Raw genomic sequence first — 16,786 nt, 5'->3', positions numbered from 1 at the left:
CGCGCCGGCGCGGACAAAGTCAATTGGGGCAGAAGCCGGGATCGATGTCGATAGACAAAAGGTCGGTATCAGCGCAGTAACGCGCCTAAGAACGCAGCGCACCATTGGCACTTTTTATCGAGCCATTCGCTTTTTCTATCAAGAACACGATGCGCGCCTCGTTGCGCTCGGTGATCTCCACCGTGTCGCCCGTCTCGCGGATCAGGTTCGGAATGTCAATGATCGACAAGGGATCGGTGCAGAGGACTTCGAGCTGATCGCCCGGCTGCAATGGTTTCAGCGCCTTGCGCGTCTTGAGGGCCGGCAACGGGCATTTGAGCCCGGTGAGATTAAGCGTCGTTCTGGTCATCAGGGCAACATGGCGGGAGGGATCGATTGCGTCAACGCGAGGGCCTCAGAGCAGGTTGGCGTAGGACAGGAAACCTACGCTGTCGCCGGGTTCGACGCGCGTGATATCTTCGCCGAGTTCAATGAGGCCATCGGTCTCCACCAATGACGACAGCAGGCCTGCTCCTTCGCGCGGGAACTTGATTGCCTCCAGCGCGCCATCCTGTGCGCGGCGCAACGAGGCGCGAACATATTCGCGGCGACCCAGCTTCTTCCTATAGGTGAACGCCGCACGCAGCGGGATCGGCGCTAGCGGCTCCGGCAGGCTGCCGGCGAGCGCGAGCACGGTTGGCCGCACCACGTGAACGAATGTGACGAAACTTGCGACGGGATTACCGGGCAGCCCGATCAGCGGCGTGCCGCCGATGATGCCCATTGCCACAGGCCGGCCGGGCTTGATCGCCATCCGCCACAGCACGAGTGAGCCGACGCTCTCGACCGCCGCCTTGACGTGGTCCTCCTCGCCGGTCGAGACGCCGCCGGTGGTGAGGATCAGATCATGCTGACCTGCAACCTGCTTCAATCCGCTCGCAAGCGAGGCACGCTCGTCGCGCAGAATGCCGAGATCGGAGACCTCGCAGCCGAGCCGGCGCAGCATCGCCATCAGCATGAAACGGTTGGAATCGAACAGCTGCGAGGCCGCACGCGGCTCGCCCGGCGAGGCCAACTCGTTGCCGGTCGAGAACACGGCGACGCGAATGCGCCTGACCACATCGAGTTGGGTCAGACCAAACGCGGCGGCAAGGGCAACATGCTGCGGCCGCAGTCGCAGGCCTGCTCGCAGCGCGATCTGGCCAACGGGGATATCCTCGCCTGCCGGCCGGACGTTCGCACCCGACTTCAGCCCTGATGGCAGCACGATCTTTCCTGATACATCGATGCGGACATCCTCCTGCATGAAGACGGTCCCGGCCCCCGGCGGCATCGGCGCGCCCGTGAAGATGCGTGCAGTGTGGCCGGGCTTGATCGGCGCCTCCGCAAGGCCGCCGGCCTGGATACGGCGATCGAGCGGAAAGGCCTGTTCCCCGTCCTGCGGAAGATCCGCGTCGCCGACGGCATAGCCGTCGACGGCAGAGTTGGTGAAAGGCGGCAACGGCAGCGGCGCCGCGATATCGCGCGCCAGCACGCGCCCGTCGGCATCCACGAGCGCCACCGTCTCTAGGTCGGCAATCGCGTGGACGCGGGTCGTGATCAGGCCAACAGCCTCGTCGACCGACATCATCGGTCCGCCGAAAGCAAAGCAATCGTCCGACAGTTGCGCCATGGTGCCTCGTCAGCGCGTCGCCGCGCTTCTTGCCATCGCATCCTCGACCTGTATGGCGGCACGCAGCATGAGAGCCGCTACAGCCTCGATGTCATCGAGATGGACGGTCGGCAGCCGGGTTTCAACCGCAGCGTCGGTGGCAATCCCGACAATGCCGGGATCATCGGGGAACAGCAGCGGCTTGGCATTGGCGGCCCGATGCACCTCGATCTTGCGATGCGGCTCGCGCTTGAAGCCTTCGACCACGACGAGATCGACCGCGGACAGCTTGCCGAGAAGTTCCGGCAACCGCGGCTCGGCTGCGCCGCGCAACTCGTGCATCAAGGCCCAGCGGTTCGACGACGCCACCAGCACCTCGGCCGCCCCGGCCTCGCGGTGGCGCCACGAATCCTTGCCGGGCACATCGACGTCAAACCGATGGTGGGCATGCTTGATGACGGAGACGCGCAGGCCCTGCGCGTTGAAATGCGGGATCAGCCGCGTCAACAGCGTGGTCTTGCCCGCTCCGCTCCAGCCTGCAAGGCCGATGACTTTCATAACCATTCGATCTCCGCCACCGGCTCGCGAGCAGATGGAACCTCCGGCCTCTCCCCGTCATTGCGAACGCAGCGAAGCAATCCAGGGTGCTTCCGAGGAAAGATGCCGGATCGCTTCGCTCGCACTGACGAACGCAGGCATTTTGCCCACTCCCCGGCATGCTTATATCGGCTTGGGGCGAATGTCATGCTAACGTCGCGGCCATGATGAAGATCGACAAGGCCCCGGTGCCTCTGATTATCCCTGACCCCGGCGACCCGCGCCTGACCCAGAGCGTGACCGGGACTGACCAGACCGGCGCCAGGGTCGAAATCAAGGTGCCGATGGAGCGGCCGCTGACGCTCTACCTGAATTCCCAGGAGATCGTCACCATGATGACGATCGGCGACTATCCGGAATATCTGGCGCTCGGCTATTTGCTGAACCAGAACATGCTGAAATATAACGACGCGGTCACCGAGGTCGAATATGACGACGACCTTCAGGTCGTTGTCGTGCGCACCTCACACCACACCAATTTCGAAGCCAAGCTCAAGAAGCGCACGCAGACTTCCGGCTGTGCGCAGGGCACCGCCTTCGGCGATCTGTTGGAAGCGGTCGAGAGCGTCGCGCTGCCAAGGGCGGAGCTGCGCACCTCCTGGCTCTACCGGATGACGCAAACCATCAACACCATGCCATCGCTCTATCTCGAGGCCGGCGCGATCCATGGCTGCGTGCTGTGCAAGGAAGGCGAGCCGCTCTGCTACACCGAGGACGTCGGCCGCCATAATGCGGTCGACAAGATCGCAGGCTGGATGTACCGCCACGGCGTCGATCCCGGCGACAAGATCCTCTACACCACGGGCCGCCTCACCTCGGAGATGGTGATCAAGACCGTACGCATGGGCATTCCGATCCTGGTGTCGCGATCCGGCTTCACCGCCTGGGGCGTCGATCTCGCGCGGCAAGTCGGCCTGACGCTGGTCGGACGCACCCGCGGCAAGCGCTTCATCGCACTCGCCGGCGAGGAGCGGATCGTCTACGACCAGAACCTCGCTTACGTCGAAGAGGAATCAGCGAGGCACAAGCGCAAGGGCGAAAGTGGTGACGACTAGCATTCCGCCAACGAGCCTTCCACCGACTCTTGGCGTGCTGCTCGCCGGCGGCCTGGCACGTCGCATGGGCGGTGGCGACAAGCCGATGCGCACCATCGGCGGCCGCACCATTCTGGAGCGCGTGATCGCGCGCCTGTCGCCCCAGTGCGATGGACTGATCCTCAACGCCAATGGCGATCCGGCGCGTTTCGCTACATTCGGCTTGCAGGTTGTTGCCGACGACGTGCCCGGCTTCCCCGGTCCGCTCGCCGGCATTTTGGCCGCACTGGACTGGACCGCAGCAAACCGGCCGGAGATCGAATGGGTGCTCAGCGCCGCCGGGGACTGCCCGTTCCTGCCACGTGACCTCGTCGCACGGCTCCACGCGGCGCGGGCGCGGGAGAACGCGCAGCTCGCGGTCGCCGCCTCGGGCGACCAGTCGCATCCGGTGATTGGCCTGTGGCGCGTCGCCTTGCGCGACGAGCTGCGCCACGCCCTGGTCGTCGAGGATCTCCGCAAGATCGACCGCTGGACCGCGCGCTATCCGCTTGCGACAGTAACATGGCCCGCCGAGCCGCTCGATCCGTTCTTCAATGCGAACACGGTGGAGGACATCACTGCAGCCGAGCGTCTCGCGGCACTGGATGCGGCATCCTAGCATTTAACGGAACATCGAACCGGATGGAGACGAGCTGCGACTACTGATCGGGACGCACTCCGGATCAGCCATGCGGAAGCCGAGGAGCGGGAATGCGCGAGAGAGCGCGCCGCTCAAGCCAACGGCATCGGCTCGGTCGTCTAGAGCATGATCCGGAAAAGTGTGAAGCGGTTTTCCCTGGCGACGTCAGCGGAACGCGCTTGCGCGGAGATCATCCTCAAACAAAGAGCTTAGGCGCGATGACGATTGAACCCCATCTCATCGCGCTTTAGGCAGGCCGGAATCCGGCTCGCTGCAGCGCCGTACGCGCCTCCTCCGAGCCGAGCGCATTGAGAAAAGCCTGCACGGCCGGACGCTGCTTGCGCGAGGTCACCAAGGCAAAATCATAATGCTCTTCCGCGAACGGAATGAAACCGAGATTGGCCGCATGGGCGACCGGCGCAATGGTCAGGCCCCAGTCCGCACGGTGCTGCGCGACGGCGGCGGCAACCGCGTTGTGCGAGCGCGGCTGATTCCAATAGCCTTCCGGGCGCGCTCCGCCGAGCAGGCGGTCGATCAAGATACGCGTGCCGGCGCCCTGGTTGCGGTTGACCATGATGCAGGCGGGGTCGGCGACCGCGGCAGCGACGGCCTCGTTTGCGCCCCTCTCCTCGAAGCGCTTGTCGCCTTTGCGGAAGACAATGCCTTGCATCCGCCGCCATCCCGGCACGAGCTCGAGCCCCTCGACGAGATACGGCGCGTTGTAGGTCTCCGTCTTGTCGTCGAACAGATGGATCGGCGCGAAATCGCATTCGCCGCGCTTGGCCGCCGCCAGGCCCCCGAGACTGCCAACGGCAATCGAGCGCACAGTGAGGCCCGCATGGGCGAGCGGCGCGGTCACGAGATCGAGGCCGGTGCAATGGCTGCCAACGATGACGAGATCAGGCACCCGCACATGCGGCGTGAACAGCGTCACCTCGGCCTTCGTCCCCGCCGGCATCTGGTCGGCGAGCGCATCGATGCGCAGAAAGCCATCGGCCTGCGCGAAGGATGTGATCGCACCTGAGCCCTTGCCGGAAGGGTAGGCGATCAGCCCGTCCTTGCCGTCGACCAGCGAGACCATGACGAACTCGGTACGGCCTAGCTCGGAGGCAATGCGTACCGGCACGGTCGCACTCACCTTGGCATCGGAGCGTGGCGGCAATCCGGCCATCTTGCGCAGCGCCGGCACGATCATGTCGTGGAAGGTGAACATCGCCGAGGTCGGAAAGCCCGGCAGGATCACCACCGGCTTGCCGTCGCACACGGCAAGGCACAGCGGCTTGCCGGGCTTGAGCGCCACGCCATGCGCGATGACGCCGGGCAGGCCGAGCCGATCGATAATGCGATGGGACAGGTCGCCCGCTCCCTTCGATGTGCCGCCCGACAGCACCAGCATGTCGGAATCCGCCAGCGCCTGACGCATCGCCACTTCCAGCCTGACTTCGTCGTCGGGAATCGCACCGAGGAAGATCGCCTCGCCGCCGTTCTCGTTGATCGCGGCTGCGACGATCGCACCATTGGTGTCGTAGATCGCCGCCGGCGCAAGCGCCTCGCCGGGCTGCACGAGCTCGTCGCCAGTGGAGATCACCGCAACCCGCGGCTTCCGTGCGACTCTGACCTCGGCTATGCCGCAGGCCGCCAGCATGCCGATCTCGCGCGAGCCGATGATTGTGCCGGCGCGCAACAGCGCTTCGCTGCGCGCGATGTCGGAGCCGGCGTACGAGACGAACTGCCCCGGCGAGACTGCGCGACGGACATCGATCGCAGCGAGGCCGGACGGCTGGGTGTGCTCGACCATGACGACGGCATCGGCGCCGCGCGGCAGCGGGCCGCCGGTCGCGATTGGCGTTGCGGTTCCTGTCGTCACTTGCAGCACAGGTGCGGTGCCGCAGTGAATGGTCTCGCCGTTCAGCGCCAGCCGCACGGGCGCGCCTTCGCCGGCGACTGAAAGATCTGCCGAGCGCACGGCAAAGCCGTCGACATTGGAGCGATCGAAGGGCGGCACGTCGATCGGCGCGGTGATGTCTTCAGCAAGGGCCGCACCGAGCGCATCGGCGAGCTTGCGCGCCTCATTCGGGACCGGACGCGGAAACAGCGCAGCATCGAAGCGCACCAACGCCTCCTCACGCGAAAGGATTTTGAGAAACTGCTCCTGCTCGAGCGTGCTGCGATCTGGCGGCCTTGGGATCATCGTCATGCCGGAACCCATATCATTCCCGCATCAAATAAGCATCGACCGGTTCGCCCGCAGCAAATCCCTCGCGGCTCGCGGGAATAAGCAACCATGCATCGGATCGGCCGATTGCGTGCAGCGGCCATTCGCCCATGGCAAGCGGCATCCAGGTTTTATGTTCCTCCGCCAGGAGCGCGATCTCGGCAATGCCGACGCCGGATGCGATTTTTCGCGCGAGCGGCAAGGTCACCGTGCGACGTGGTTGCCGTGCCGACAATCGATCGATCAGCGGAAGCGCCAGCGCAACCCAGACCGCAAGCGCTTGAGCCGGCGAACCGGGCAAGGCGACGACCGGAATGTTTCCGAGCCGACCAGCGGCTGCGGTCCGTCCAGGCTGGAGCGCAAGACCGTGGGCGAGCTCCGCCCCGCGCTCAGCCAGCGCCGTCACCGCGGCATCCGCGCGACCGACGCCGCTGCCGCCGATCGTCAGCAGAAGATCGCAGGCGGACACATCGAGCGCCGCTGCGATCGACGCCGCATCGCGCGAACCGGCTTCATGCATGCTCACATCCAACCCTGCCGCGCTTGAAAGCTCGGCGATCATCTGCAGCGTCGCGCTTCCACCCGGCACGTTGACGATGCGCAGGCGCGGCCGCCTGACGCTCAGCCTGTCCGCACCCGCAACGCGCGCGAGCAACAGAGCTGCTGCATCGACGGGACATCCCGTTGCGGCCGCGGGCGCGTTCTCGGCGATATCGCTGCCCGCACGCGCGACACCTTGTCCCGGAACGCCCTCCATCAGCACCTGGGCGAGCGGGCCCGACACCTCGACTGCGTCAACATCGAGCACGCAATCGCAGCCCGCCGGCATCGCGCCGCCGGCCTCGACCCACACCGGAAGGCCGGCCAGAGGCAGCGGCGAATAGGAGGACGCGCCGACGAGATCGCGGGCGCAAAGCGCCCAGCCATCCACTGCAGCGATGTCGCGCGGCGGAGAGGCCGGCAGCAATGGCATGCCCGCGGAAATACAGCCGGCCGCTTCAATCAGCGACAATTCGACCGGCACGACCGGATCGACGCCACGCAGCAGTGCGGCGAGCCCGGTCTCGAGCGGCGTCAATGAAGGCGGCAGGCGCTGGATCATGTCTCATGATGGACCACGCATCGCGCGGTTTGGCAACCGCTCCTACCTCGGCCGTCAGCCGCCCGATTTGTCCGCGTTCGGAAAGAACACCTGCTGCCCGTCGACCTTGTAACCGGCGATCGCCGCTTGCCCCTCCGGAGAGATCAGCCACTCGATGAAGGTCTGGCCCAGCTCTCTCTTCACGTCCGGAAATTTTTCCGGGTTCACCAGCATCACGCCATATTGGTTGAGCAACCGCTTGTCGCCCTCGACGATGATGTCGAGATCGCCGCGTTCCCTGAACGAGATCCAGCTGGCGCGATCTGCAAGCATATAGGCATTCGCCTTGCGTGCGGCATCGAGCGCCGCGGTCATGCCCTGCCCGCTTTCGCGATACCAGGCGCCCTTGGCACTGGCGATGTCGATGCCGGCAACGATCCAGAGTGCGAGCTCCGCCGCATGAGTGCCGGAACGATCGCCGCGCGTCACGAACGGCGCACCCTTGGCTTCGATGGCTTTCAGCGCAGTGGCGATGTCCTTGCCCTTCACGCCGGCGGGATCGCTCTTCGGCCCGATCAGCACGAAATCATTGTACATCACGTCGTAGCGCTTGCTGGCGAAACCGTCAGCGACGAATTTCTCCTCCTGCGGCCGGGCATGCATCAACACCACGTCGACCTCGCCTCTCCGGGCAACATCGAGCACCTCGTCGCTTCGGCGTGCAATCACCGTCATCTCGATGCCGGTCTTGTCGCGGAAAATCGGCAGCAGATAATCCATGAGGCCGGATTCTTGCGTCGCCGTCGTTGTCGCGAGGACGATACTGCGGTCCTGCGCGGACGCGGCCGCAACGGCCGCCGTGAGGCCGCAGGAAAGCGCGAAAGCGACGGACAGGCGGCCCATATCAGGTTCCCATTGCTATGACGCGATCATGATGATGATCGATTGCGCCGCACTCGTGACGCGATACCCATTGGGAAGGTCTTTCGGGAAATCTCGGCAAGCACGCGCACGCTTTAAGATCGTTCACTAAAGCAGTGAAAACCGGCGTGCGGACGTGTTGCAAAGCAGCGAGATGATCAGGCATGGTTCCCGCGGACAAAAACTGAAATGCAGAATTCCCCTGCGTTGAACGTCAAAAAGGAAGCAAGAATTTGCATAGGAATGCAGGATGGAATTCCTGACGACCAGCGAAGCCGCGGACTATCTCCGCCTCGGCGAACGCAAGCTCTACGAACTCGTAACCAACGGCGCGATCCCCTGCACCAAGGTAACAGGCAAATGGCTCTTCCCGCGACACGAGCTCGACCTCTGGGTGCTGTCGGGCCTGGCGCGCCCTGCCGGCATGCTGACGGCAGAGCCGCCGCCGGTGGTGGGCGGCAGCCAGGACGAGCTGCTGGACTGGAGCCTCCGCGAGTCCGGTTCAGGCCTCGGATCGATGACAGAAGGCAGCGCACGCGGGCTCGAGCGGCTGCAACGCAACGAGGTGATGGCGGTCGCCGTGCACTTCCACAGCCTCGACGCGGAAGGCAACCTTGCCTCCGACGCCAGCGTGACGGCGCTGCGGGACGCACCTGACTTACATGATGCGCTGCTGGTCGCCTTCGTGCGCCGCGAACAAGGGCTCGTGCTGCCGTCCGGCAATCCAAAGCAGTTGCAGGGGCTCTCCGACGTGCTCGCGCTCGGCGCGCGGATGGCGATGCGACAGCAAGGCACCGGCGCGCAGATGCTGCTCGACGTGCTGCTGAAGCGCGCCGGCGCCTCGACGCGCGATCTGCGACGGGTGGAGACGCCGGCCCTCACCGGGCCCGACCTCGCCGAGATGGTCCGCGCCGGACAAGCCGATTGCGGCGTCGCGACGCGCGCGGCAGCGCGCTCGGCCGGGCTCGATTTCGTGCCGCTGGTCTGGGAGAATTTTGACCTCGCAATGCGGCAGCGCAGCTATTTCCGCCCCGCCATGCAGGCCCTGATCCGGTTCCTGGACGAACGGCGGCTGTGCCAACGCGCCGAGGAGCTGACCGGGTACGATCCCTCGCCCGCAGGCCAAATCCGTTTCGCGGCCTGAGATTGACGCCCACCCCCAAATAGTTGCAAAAGAAACCAATTCAGCCGGGCCGTACCCGGCAAGTTTCGGTCAACGCGCCGGATCAGGGGAGGACGAGCGTGAATCCAATGAAATTTGGACTGCCGGTTGCGGCCGCCTTGGCGGCGGCGCTGCTGTCGGGTGCCGCGATGGCGCAGGTGTCCGACGACGTCGTCAAGATCGGCGTGCTCACCGACATGAATGGCCCCGCCTCCGCGCCGACCGGCCAGGGCTCGGTGACGGCGGCGCAGATGGCGATCGACGATTTCGGCGGCACTGTGCTCGGCAAGCCGATCCGCATCGTGATCGGCGACCACCAGCTCAAGGCGGACATTGGCGCTGCGATCGCGCGGCGCTGGTACGATGTCGACCAGGTCGACCTGATCGTCGACGTGCCGGTCTCGGCCGTCGGCCTTGCGCTGCAGAACATCGCCAACGAGAAGAAGCGGCTGTTCATCACCCACTCCACCGGCACCGCGGACTTCCACGGCAAGTTCTGCTCGCCCTATGCGATGCAGTGGGTGTTCGACACCCGCGCGCTCGCGGTCGGCACTGCGGATGCGGTGGTCAAGCGCGGCGGCGACAGCTGGTTCTTCATCACCGACGATTACGCCTTCGGTCACTCGCTGGAGCGCGACGCCTCCAGCGTCATCACCGCCAATGGTGGCAAGGTGCTGGGCTCGGTGAAGCCGCCGCTGGCGACGCCTGACCTCTCCTCCTTTGTGCTGCAGGCGCAGGCCTCCAAGGCCAAGATCATCGGCATTGCGGCAGGTCCCCCCAACAACATGAACGAGATCAAGACCGGCTCGGAGTTCGGCGTGTTCAAGGGCGGCCAGCAGATGGCGGCGCTGCTGGCGCTGATCACCGACATCCACGGCCTCGGCCTGCAGGCCGCGCAGGGCCTGCTCCTGACGACCTCGTTCTACTGGGACATGGATGACAAGACCCGCGAATGGTCGAAGCGCTATTTCGCCAAGATGAACAAGATGCCGTCGATGTGGCAGGCCGGCGTCTATTCCAGCGTGATCCACTATCTCAACGCCATCAAGGAGACCGGCACCGACGATCCGCTCAAGGTCGCGGCGAAAATGCGCGAGACGCCGGTCGAGGATTTCTTCGCCCGCCACGGCAAGCTTCGCGATGACAATCTGATGGTGCACGACCTCTGGCTGGTGCAGGTGAAGACGCCGGAGGAGAGCAAATATCCGTGGGACTATTACAAGATCCTCACGACGATTCCCGGCGACAAGGCCTTCGGCCCGCCGGACCCGGCGTGTGCGATGCTGAAGAAATAACGATCGCTTAGAGCGATCGTCACTTCACCACGCCGATCTCGCGACACTGAGAAGGATACGACTTACGAATGTCATCATCGGCCCGGCTGCGCCTGCGTCAACATCGACTTGAGGCCATGTAGGCAGCGGGCGGTTTTTGTGAAAGCATGCCGCCAAACAATAAGGCAATGGGAGGCGACATGTTGCGAATCTTGCGGTGCGCTGTTTTCGGGCTGGTCTTGCTGTCAGGTCTCCTCGACGCCGCCCCTCCCGCCTCCGCCGCCTACCCGGACCGCCCCGTGCACTGGCTGATCGGCTTTGCCGCCGGCGGCCCGGTCGACATCGTCGCACGCATCATGGCGCAGTGGTTGTCGGACCATCTCGGCCAGCAGTTCATCGTCGAGAACCGAACCGGCTCGGGCGGCAACATCGCGGCTGCGGCCGCGATCAATTCGCCGCCCGACGGCTACACGCTGCTGTTCGTCGCGCCCAACAATGCGATCTCGACCTCGCTCTACAAGAAGCTGCCGTTCGACTTCCTGCGCGATACCACGCCGGTTGCCAGCATCATGCAGCTCACCAACATGCTGGTCGTCTCCAACGCGATGCCGGTGAAGACGGTCCAGGAGTTCATCGACTATTGCAAGGCCAATCCCGGCAAGATCTCGTTCGCCTCGTCAGGCAACGGCACCTCGGTGCACATGTCGGCGGAGCTGTTCAAGGCGATGACCAAGTGCGACATGGTGCATGTGCCCTATCGGGGATCTGCGATCGCCTTCCCCGACATCATCTCCAACAAGGTGCAGCTGATCTTCGACAACCTGCCGTCCGCGCTGGAGCAGTCGCGCGGCGGCAATGTCCGCGCGCTCGGCGTCACCTCGCCGCAGCGCTGGCCCGCGCTGCCCGACGTGCCCGCTATCGCCGAGACCGTGCCTGGCTTCGAATCGGTCGGCTTCTACGGCATCTCCGCGCCGAAGGGCACGCCGGCAGAGATCGTCGAGCTCCTCAACAAGGCGGTCAACGAGGCGCTGAAGGACCCGAAGGTGGTGGCGCGGCTGACCGAGAATGGCGGCATCCCCAGGCCGATGACGCCGGCCGAGTTCGGCAAGCTGGTCGCTGACGAGACCGAGAAGTGGAGGAAGTTGGTGGAGTTCGCCGGGGTCTCGGTGGACTGAGCGGGTCACGTCAAAAACACCAAAACAACCCCATGCACAGTAGAAAGTGTCCCGATTACAACGGGTTACCACAGCAAAAATCAGGACCACGGGAAAAACGCTTGTTCCGTCGGGCAAAACAGGCGTATAAGGGCACGATCGCAAAATTCGGTAATTTGGAAATCGCTCGCGATGCCGCGCCGACGTCTCACCTCGCGCGCCTCGGCATTGCACCCCCGCCTCCATCCCTGTAAACGAACCGCGCACCGTTGCCAGCCGCGCGTTCCCGCGGGCCGTCCCGCGGCGGGGCCTGTAGCTCAATGGTTAGAGCCGGCCGCTCATAACGGTCTGGTTGCAGGTTCGAGTCCTGCCGGGCCCACCAATGAAATCAGCAACTTATTAGGCCTTGTTTCGCCTTATCTGAATCGCCGCACCAGAAACCGCACCAGATACGTTGTTGGTCCACTTTAAGAACGACTCGCTCGGGCTATAAGAGCGACTCGATTCCGGGCTTTAAGAACGACTCGATTTCGTAAATGGATGCCCGATCAGGGGAAATCGGCGGCGGAGACCAAGCTCAAACATTAACGCCGCGAAGATTCGCCGTGGCTAAGATAATAGGTTTCGTGCTGATCGCAAGCTATCCATGATCACCAGCAGCTGCTGGATGTTGAGAACCGCCAGCGCGTCAATCCATCCTGCTGTTCTAGTGCTGCTAGTGCTGCTAGTGCTGCTGATGATGCTGCCGGTCATCATGCTGGGGCCGATGATGATCGACATGTCCATCAGAGTACCGGCACCATGCTGATCATGATGATGCCGCCGATGATCGGCGCCGCCGCTGATGATCGCGGCGATGATCGCCGAGTTCCGGCCACCATGATCGTGGCGCCAGCATGCCGACCGTGCCGGTGATGATGATCGTCAGCTTGCTGTCGCTTGCGGCCTAATAGCCCCGACCGGCGTCGAGTTCGGCCAGGCTCTCCAACATTTGGTCCAATGCCCGGTCGTCCGTCTCGGTCTGCGCGCGTTGGACGTCGCCATCCAACTGGTAGATCAAGTCCGCCAAGTCCCGGTCGTTCAACGAGGGGACAAGATCGAACGCCTCTCCTTCGATCACCAGCAGCGGTACACCTTCCTCGCCGTAGAGCCGCAAGGCTTCGGCAGTCTGCTTCGGCAGCCAGCGTTCGTAGTCCGACAGCGGAACGCGGAAAGAGCCGTCGTATTTTCGGAGCGTCAAACGTCTGCTCAACAAGCCTTGATAATCCTCGTCGCGTTGAGCTCGAGACCGAGCCTGACGGGCTCTTTCGGAGATTGCGCGTCTGGCTTCACGGAGCGCATCCAATTCCGCCGCCGCCGCGTTGCTGCGAACGCGAGCTCTCCCTCTGCGGTCCGCGCCAGGAAGCCGCGTTTCTCCGAAAGGCGTCCCTTGTAGCCTTTTTTTAACGCGCACGCCTGCCAGACGTCGACGACAGTACGCGAGGACAAACCGCGGAGAATCTGCGATGGCACCTTCTTCAGACTCAGCGGATGGTAGGCCAGAACGGAATGCAGCCCGGCGTCGTGGACATCGGTCCACCAGTTTCGATGGACCCGGAGAACGTTTCGGCTGAACATCACGCAGACCTCTTCATGGTTGTCGACGATCTGCACCACCCATTGCTGGGTTCTAGGCGGCACCACCTGCCTCACCAACGTCGCAAGCCTTTCGTCCGCCAGTACCGGCATCCGAATCCTCCTCGTTGTTGCCGGTTCTGCGCGCGGCTTGCCTACTAGAAGTTTGAGGCGGAACGCCGCCGGCGGCCCCGACGGGCCGCTCTTCGCTTCTTGCTGAACGAATCCTTGGAAATTCGTCGAAGCCGCCGCTTCGAAGCAACGCATTCTTTGCGATGAAGAGAAGCCGTCGTCGTCGTGCTCGCAACCTTTCAAATCGTAATGATCGGCGGCGGCGCTCGTTCACCCGCACCGACCAATCATCGAAGAATAAGGGAGCTTCTCCCGCACATCTGAGAAACTTGGCCGCAGCGATGCGCCTTCCGGCGCACCGAGAGAGGAAGTGCGACGTGTCCCGATCGAACGCCTGCAGGCGGAAACTACCTTATCGGGACTGCGATGTAATCGTGTCCAGAAGCGAAGATCCGTCGAGCACGACCGCCGTCACTTGCATCGACGCCGAGACCGGCACGTTCGTCGGTACCGCACGGGTGCCCGATCAAGTTGATCGTCCGATCACTGACGAGGAAGTCGCGCGCATGATCGGCGGAGCGTACCGGTTGGCGTCGATCGCTGTCGACCTGGAAATGGACCTGCTCGTCCGGCGGGCGCGACGCGTGTCAGATAAGCTGAGACTGCGCCGTCGGCTCTGGCGTCGGCGGCACCGCCCCGCGATCCGGGGCGATAAGCTGCAGGATACCGGGGACGCTGGTTCGCAGCCGCCTCGGTGTAGTCTCTAGCGAGAGATCAAGGACCCTTCGGGCCAGGCAAGACCTCGTCCAGGTCGGTGTCGTCGGCATCCAATTCGGCAAAGATGGGCTCTTCGCCGAACGGACGGTTGATGATGGCCAGAGCTTCGGGAGCGGCGTAAATTCGGTTTCGCGCGTATCCAGTCCTCTCCTGCAGAATGCCAGCCTCCTGCAACTGCGCGATGGCCTGATTTACTTGCGCGGGCGAGACATCGAGCAGTTGGCCAAGGCGCTTCGCCGTCACGACCGGATAGTTGTGAAGTTCGTCCAGGGCGCGGATGGCCGCGGATCCCTTTCGGAATTTTCGGCGCTCTCTCCAGCGCTCTGACAATTCCGACAGTGCCGTGCGGGTCCGGATGAGTTCTTCGACGGTGCCGGTGACGGCGTCGGCCATGAAGGTGATGATCGGCTCCCAGTCAAGCCGCTGCTGAGCGTCCTTGAGCGAAGCGTAATACGCCCCCTTTTTGCTTTCGATGTAAGGCGAAAGGTACAGAGGCACGTGCCTCTCCGCCGCCATCATGAGCGGAAGCAGAAGGCGGCCGACACGACCGTTGCCGTCGCGGAAGGGGTGCACCGCCTCGAAGTGGGTATGCGCGATGGCCATGCGCGTGATGAACCCTTGCGTCATCTGCTGCATGCCCTCGTTCCGCAGGTAGTCGACGGTTTGGGCGAGGCAGTCGGCGACGTCGGCCGGTGGGGGAGGATTCAGGCTGGAATATGCGATGTCTTTGTTTCCGCCGATCCACACGACGCGCGAGCGGAGGTCGCCAGGAACGTCTTGATAGTCGGGGTCGTCCTTCATCACGGCGCGATGGAGGTCCTTGATCAGATCCATCGTGAAGACGCCGTAGCCATCCTTGGCGGCTCTCGGAATGAATCCGTCCAAAGCAACGGCGTAGTTGCGAACTTGGCGCGCTTCGTCCCGTGCGCCGGCGTCGCCCGTCTCTTCGACCGAAAGCAGTTCGTCGAGAGTGCTCTGGGTGCCTTCGATCGATGAGGAACTGACTGCCTCACGTCTGGTAAGGACCCGGCTGACGATGTAGGGGTCCTTCATCTGGGCGGCGATGGCGTCGACCTTGCCGAAGGCCGCTTGAGCGGCTTCCAGGGCTTTCATCGCCCCTCCGACGAACACCCCGTCCTCGGGGGGTGCCGGCGGCACGATCCCGTAGTGAGAGTCGTAGGGCGGCGGAAGCCGCTTCAGGCTCTCGCGGATGGTGTGGCTGAGATCGCTGCGCTTCATGGGAACCCGAAATAAGAGGCCGTTTTCCTATTTATATTTTTGGTTTGTGCAAAAAGCCATAACACACCGCGATCTCAAGGCAGCTTATTTAGGCTTTTACAGGCCAACGCAACTTAAGTTCCATTAACCATTGGCCTGCCGTCCCTCTCAGCGCCCGGCAATTCTGCCCCATAGTGACCCCGGTCGCTGGGGTGCAGCACCAGGCGGCTACCGGCCAACCCGGAGAGCGGCTCGGCCACTCGGTTGTTTCGGTGGCCGAGGGTGACCGGTTTGGCGCGGCCGTTCTCGTCGGCGAAAACAGCCCACTGGTCGCCTTTCCTGAACACAAGGTAGGGCGTCCGGAGCGCTCCAGGTGGTCACGTGGACGACGACCCGGGAAACGTGGCCGAGCAGCCTCATGGCTCGGGCGGGTCCGCGAAGTCCATTGTCACCCGGACCCGCTGCTCCTCGATTCCGAGGGCGGAGACCTTCAGGAAGCCTGCGGGGTCCACCCGGACCCACCTTCCCCTTGATGGACTGTCCGCCCCACCCGTCGATCCGGACGGGGGCTCCGACCTTGATCTGAACGGCATCGGTCGAGAGCAGGTCGGCTACGACCTCTGCCGTCCCGGGCAGGACCGTCGCCTCGCTGTCCTGGACGATCGCCAGCACCTTTCCGCTCGCCGGCGCGAGCACCCGGACGCAGCAGGTCGCCTCGGCCATCGCCGCGACGCCCTCAAGCAGCTCGCCGATCAGGAACAGCAGGACCACAGTAGCCGCTTCTTCGGTCGCGCCGATGAAAACCGCGCCGACCGCCGCAATCGTCATCAGAGTCTCGATCGAGAACGGGGTGCCTGCCACGGCGGCAGAAAAAGCGCGTCTGGCGATCGGGACAAGCCCCACCATCATTGCCAGCAAGAACGCCCAACGCTCGATGGCGGGAATGCTCTTGCCGACGGCGAAAGCGACCGCCAGAGCCGCGCCGGATGCGACGGTCAGCCTGGCCTTGCCGGTCTGCCACCATCGTCGGTCCGCCGCCCTGCCGCCGCGATTGCTGTCGGTGCGATCCTGGGGTCCCGGCGCCGAACCTTTTTGGTGATCGATGGGGGCATGGGTCTTTTCGCCTTCGGCGACTGTATAGCCAAGAGCCGAGATCCTGCTCGCCATCTCCGCCGCGTCGGTCTGGTCATGGCTGACGGTGACGGTGCCGCGGGCGACCGACACGTCGACGGACCGCACCCCGGGCACCCGGTTGAGTGCGTTCTCGATCTTGAGCGCGCAGCTCGCGCAGTCCATTCCCTGAACCCGCAGGCGCGTAGTCGTTGCGTTTGAACCCGTCATCATGCCGTCCTTAGCCA

Annotated in this window: 16 protein-coding genes and 1 tRNA gene; 6 read left to right on the top strand and 11 right to left on the bottom strand. The window is 64.0% G+C overall.

Annotated features, from left to right (window positions below):
• Nucleotides 1-85: 85 nt before the first annotated feature.
• Genes XH98_RS37450 through mobB form a run of 3 tightly spaced genes read right to left on the bottom strand, consistent with a single transcriptional unit; the run spans nucleotide 86 to nucleotide 2,188 of the window.
• Nucleotides 86-349 (bottom strand): sulfurtransferase TusA family protein, encoded by a 264-nt coding sequence (locus XH98_RS37450; RefSeq protein WP_271621530.1) that lies wholly within the window; start codon nucleotides 347-349, stop codon nucleotides 86-88.
• Between the two features lie 45 nt (nucleotides 350-394).
• The gene (locus tag XH98_RS37445; RefSeq protein WP_271621529.1) at nucleotides 395-1,651 is read right to left on the bottom strand and encodes a molybdopterin molybdotransferase MoeA; all 1,257 of its coding nucleotides are present in this window, start codon (nucleotides 1,649-1,651) and stop codon (nucleotides 395-397) included.
• 9 nt (nucleotides 1,652-1,660) lie between these two features.
• The gene (gene mobB / locus XH98_RS37440) at nucleotides 1,661-2,188 is read right to left on the bottom strand and encodes a molybdopterin-guanine dinucleotide biosynthesis protein B (RefSeq protein WP_057747728.1); all 528 of its coding nucleotides are present in this window, start codon (nucleotides 2,186-2,188) and stop codon (nucleotides 1,661-1,663) included.
• Nucleotides 2,189-2,391: 203 nt separating this feature from the next.
• Between mobB and XH98_RS37435 the strand changes: the two genes are divergently transcribed.
• Both XH98_RS37435 and mobA read left to right on the top strand, forming a co-directional pair.
• Nucleotides 2,392-3,282, top strand: coding sequence for a formate dehydrogenase accessory sulfurtransferase FdhD (locus tag XH98_RS37435; RefSeq protein WP_271621528.1), 891 nt, complete (start codon nucleotides 2,392-2,394; stop codon nucleotides 3,280-3,282).
• Between the two features lies 1 nt (nucleotide 3,283).
• Nucleotides 3,284-3,919, top strand: a complete 636-nt coding sequence (mobA, locus tag XH98_RS37430; protein ID WP_271601052.1) for a molybdenum cofactor guanylyltransferase MobA — start codon at nucleotides 3,284-3,286, stop codon at nucleotides 3,917-3,919.
• Nucleotides 3,920-4,187: 268 nt separating this feature from the next.
• Here mobA and XH98_RS37425 read toward each other — a convergent pair whose 3' ends face one another.
• From XH98_RS37425 to XH98_RS37415, 3 genes are read right to left on the bottom strand one after another with little or no spacing between them, the layout of a single operon-like run.
• Nucleotides 4,188-6,137 carry a molybdopterin biosynthesis protein gene (locus XH98_RS37425; protein ID WP_271621527.1) on the bottom strand — a complete coding sequence of 650 codons (1,950 nt, stop codon included), beginning with the start codon at nucleotides 6,135-6,137 and terminating at the stop codon, nucleotides 4,188-4,190.
• 13 nt (nucleotides 6,138-6,150) lie between these two features.
• Nucleotides 6,151-7,257 carry a molybdopterin-binding protein gene (locus XH98_RS37420; RefSeq protein ID WP_271621526.1) on the bottom strand — a complete coding sequence of 369 codons (1,107 nt, stop codon included), beginning with the start codon at nucleotides 7,255-7,257 and terminating at the stop codon, nucleotides 6,151-6,153.
• A 54-nt stretch (nucleotides 7,258-7,311) separates the two neighbouring features.
• Complete coding sequence (locus XH98_RS37415; protein ID WP_220001649.1) at nucleotides 7,312-8,139, bottom strand: substrate-binding domain-containing protein; 828 nt, start codon at nucleotides 8,137-8,139, stop codon at nucleotides 7,312-7,314.
• A gap of 268 nt (nucleotides 8,140-8,407) precedes the next feature.
• Here XH98_RS37415 and XH98_RS37410 point away from each other — a divergent pair, with 268 nt between their 5' ends.
• From XH98_RS37410 to XH98_RS37395, 4 genes are all read left to right on the top strand, one after another.
• Nucleotides 8,408-9,301 carry a helix-turn-helix transcriptional regulator gene (locus XH98_RS37410; RefSeq protein ID WP_271600948.1) on the top strand — a complete coding sequence of 298 codons (894 nt, stop codon included), beginning with the start codon at nucleotides 8,408-8,410 and terminating at the stop codon, nucleotides 9,299-9,301.
• A 98-nt stretch (nucleotides 9,302-9,399) separates the two neighbouring features.
• The gene (locus XH98_RS37405) at nucleotides 9,400-10,614 is read left to right on the top strand and encodes an ABC transporter substrate-binding protein (protein ID WP_271621525.1); all 1,215 of its coding nucleotides are present in this window, start codon (nucleotides 9,400-9,402) and stop codon (nucleotides 10,612-10,614) included.
• 179 nt (nucleotides 10,615-10,793) lie between these two features.
• Nucleotides 10,794-11,768: a Bug family tripartite tricarboxylate transporter substrate binding protein gene (locus tag XH98_RS37400; protein ID WP_271621524.1), complete on the top strand. Its 975-nt coding sequence runs from the start codon at nucleotides 10,794-10,796 to the stop codon at nucleotides 11,766-11,768.
• Between the two features lie 285 nt (nucleotides 11,769-12,053).
• Nucleotides 12,054-12,129 (top strand) — tRNA-Ile (locus XH98_RS37395).
• Between the two features lie 227 nt (nucleotides 12,130-12,356).
• Here XH98_RS37395 and XH98_RS37390 read toward each other — a convergent pair.
• The 5 genes from XH98_RS37390 to XH98_RS37370 all read right to left on the bottom strand — a co-directional run bounded on the left by XH98_RS37390 (nucleotide 12,357) and on the right by XH98_RS37370 (nucleotide 16,769).
• Entirely contained in the window at nucleotides 12,357-12,527 is a 171-nt protein-coding gene (locus tag XH98_RS37390; protein WP_271621523.1) for a hypothetical protein, read from the bottom strand.
• Between the two features lie 166 nt (nucleotides 12,528-12,693).
• Entirely contained in the window at nucleotides 12,694-12,999 is a 306-nt protein-coding gene (locus tag XH98_RS37385) for a hypothetical protein (protein ID WP_271621522.1), read from the bottom strand.
• Nucleotides 12,996-13,475 carry a hypothetical protein gene (locus tag XH98_RS37380; RefSeq protein ID WP_271621521.1) on the bottom strand — a complete coding sequence of 160 codons (480 nt, stop codon included), beginning with the start codon at nucleotides 13,473-13,475 and terminating at the stop codon, nucleotides 12,996-12,998. The genes XH98_RS37385 and XH98_RS37380 overlap by 4 nt, the downstream gene beginning before the upstream one ends.
• 732 nt (nucleotides 13,476-14,207) lie before the next feature.
• Nucleotides 14,208-15,449, bottom strand: coding sequence for a Fic family protein (locus tag XH98_RS37375; RefSeq protein WP_271600942.1), 1,242 nt, complete (start codon nucleotides 15,447-15,449; stop codon nucleotides 14,208-14,210).
• A gap of 207 nt (nucleotides 15,450-15,656) precedes the next feature.
• The gene (locus XH98_RS37370) at nucleotides 15,657-16,769 is read right to left on the bottom strand and encodes a cation transporter (RefSeq protein ID WP_271621520.1); all 1,113 of its coding nucleotides are present in this window, start codon (nucleotides 16,767-16,769) and stop codon (nucleotides 15,657-15,659) included.
• Nucleotides 16,770-16,786: the final 17 nt, after the last annotated feature.

The organism is Bradyrhizobium sp. CCBAU 51745 (genome assembly GCF_028128715.1).
Lineage (GTDB): Bacteria > Pseudomonadota > Alphaproteobacteria > Rhizobiales > Xanthobacteraceae > Bradyrhizobium > Bradyrhizobium manausense.
This window is presented reverse-complemented; position numbering and strand designations above follow the sequence as displayed.